The sequence below is a fragment of the Nitrosophilus sp. genome (assembly GCF_982775275.1).
Map to the genome: position 1 here is coordinate 1 of NZ_CEXZHP010000221.1, position 2,359 is coordinate 2,359.

Consider the following 2,359-nt stretch of genomic DNA (forward strand, 5'->3'; position numbering starts at 1 on the left):
CAATAGATTTGGAAAAAATTCTCTATATGTTGCTTAACTATTGAATTTTTAGTAGTATCTAAACCTCTAAAATAGTTCAAAATCTTATCACTTATACTTTTTGCAAAATCTCTCAAATCACTCTCATTATCAAACGATATTTCAATCAAAAATCTATTTGGATAAGAGTTATTTCCCTCTCCTTTTTGAGGAAAAATTATAGTAGCACCACTATTTTGGGCATACTCAATTCCTACTTTTGACATTTCTGATAAGATATGACTCCCACCATAAAGGTCTTTTAATTTTCTAGCTTGTGAGATAAAATCCTGAACTGGGGTTATGGTTAAAAGGAAGAGGTATTTACCACTGAACATATCTATCTCCTTGTAAAGAATTAAAAAAATCTTCAATTATTTGTTCATTGGGTGCATTTGTCTTACTACAATCTTTTTTACGAATAATTTCATAATTATCAGGCAGTAACTCTCCATTTAACCAAATAATCATAGGAAAAAATTTACCATTATCAGATTGATAAATTTTGAAAATTAAAGGTGAAGATCTTCTCTCAATAGATAAACATTTTTTCTTACCTCTATCTTCCACCTCTTTACCACCCAAAAATATACTTCTATCTTTATGTCTAATTGGAAAACCAAAATTAGGAGTTTCAAAGACTTTGTGTTTATTTTTATCTCTAAAATCTTTAAAAGGATTTGATATACTTTCTAATGCTTTTTGCCAATCATTTTTTGGTTCAAAAATAAAAATTTTTTTAGCAAAAATAGAATAGTTGTTATTTGATATTTTTTTAAAATTTTTACTTATAAAATTTTTCAATTCCTCTTTTGATGCCCCATTAAAACTCAATAATTTTTCATGTTTAAACTTTATACTACCTGCACCCCTTCTACTTCTTGCTCCCAAATTTCCAAAAAAATTAATATAATTTAAAGTATTTATAATTTCATCTTCACATTTTACTTCTCTTTTATCATCACAAAATTCTCTTACAAAATTAACAAGAAGTTCAAAATTACCCTTTTCAAATAACTTAGCATCTTTATTTATAACTAATGAATATAAATTATATTTATTACCAATAGTCAAACTATTATAAAAATCAATATTTTTAATAGTTTGTAAATTTTGTTTTTTTATAAATATCCGAAAACTACTCTTTAAAGCACTATTTTCACTTGCTCCACCAAACAACATAGACTCTTGTTTTTTTAAGTCATCTAATTTTAAATTTCCATGAATCGCTCTCCACCAAAATCTCATAGCACCTTTTATTGAGGGTGGTCTTAGTTCTGCTACTTGTGTATCTTCTCCATGCATTAGCATTGGTGTTATTAATTTGCACTCTATTCTTTTTTTATTCATTCCATCTATTTCCTTTTTTAAATTTATTTGATAAAATCAAACCTATCTTACACATCCTCAACCACTATCCGCCCAAGTCCCATAACCGTCTGTTTGCCTACACCGATTATCTCGCCAAGCTTCAAAAGCTCATAACTTCGTCTATCCAGACCCAAAACAGCTATCTCACCGACTACTCCATCCATACTTAGACGCTTGTTTTGTCTATTGCTTCGTCGCAAAAGAGGTTGATACTTTAGTGCTTTGAGTGTTGTGGTGTATTGTGGTCGATAGTCTAGTTTGAACGCCTTTTTGCCTGTGCTAAACTCTTAGGCTTTTTGGTAAATAGAACGCAGTATATCCTCTATCGCCACATCATCCTTCAGGAGCTTATTGTCCCTTTTTATCCTCAATGGTGTCTCTAATTTTATCTTGATATTTGGACAATAGTTGTCTAGTTGGAATCTTTTTGGCAAAATATCCAAAGATTTGAATGATTCGCCATTAACAATAGACTCTTCATTTAGCCTTATCTCAAAATCGCTAAAAGTATAGTTGTGTTTGGTTAAACCATTTTTGCTTAATGTTATATGCAAAGCACTAAGAATATAGGGTATAGTATCACAAGCATTATCAAAAAGATAGAGTCCAAAATCAAATTTGCCACTACCCAACACTATATCAAAACGATATTTGTGAAAACTATTGGCTTGTTCATAGAAATCATAGTATAGACAACCATCTTTTGCAAAACAACCATCACACTTATAAGAAGGATTGATACAAGTTACACGCTTAAGAGCATATCCCAACGCCCCTCTTAGCATCGAACCTGTAAAAAAAGAGGCTTTGTGGTTGGTGTTGATTTTGACATCAATATGGTGGTATCGCATCTACTTCCCCCTTGAGTGATATATAATTTTATCCAAAATTTCCTCAATGTTTCTATTAACCTCCCCCTCTTTACGGCTCAACATCTCTCTTGCTACCAAATCAGCTACCAACGGCTCTG

4 protein-coding genes are annotated in these 2,359 nt (G+C 30.9%); all 4 read right to left on the reverse strand.

Translation table 11 applies throughout. The features are described 5' to 3' along the window. On the reverse strand, positions 1-356 hold a 356-nt coding region (locus tag AC30RD_RS08460), incomplete at its 3' end, for a type III-B CRISPR-associated protein Cas10/Cmr2 (protein WP_489494055.1). Then, on the reverse strand, positions 343-1,368 hold the full coding sequence (cmr1, locus tag AC30RD_RS08465) for a type III-B CRISPR module RAMP protein Cmr1 (protein ID WP_489494056.1): 1,026 nt from the start codon (positions 1,366-1,368) through the stop codon (positions 343-345). The genes cmr1 and AC30RD_RS08460, both read right to left, overlap by 14 nt. Before the next feature lie 47 nt (positions 1,369-1,415). After that, on the reverse strand, positions 1,416-1,589 hold the full coding sequence (gene cas6 / locus AC30RD_RS08470; RefSeq protein ID WP_489494058.1) for a CRISPR system precrRNA processing endoribonuclease RAMP protein Cas6: 174 nt from the start codon (positions 1,587-1,589) through the stop codon (positions 1,416-1,418). 87 nt (positions 1,590-1,676) lie between these two features. Continuing rightward, on the reverse strand, positions 1,677-2,240 hold the full coding sequence (locus AC30RD_RS08475; RefSeq protein ID WP_489494059.1) for a hypothetical protein: 564 nt from the start codon (positions 2,238-2,240) through the stop codon (positions 1,677-1,679). Positions 2,241-2,359 lie beyond the last annotated feature (119 nt).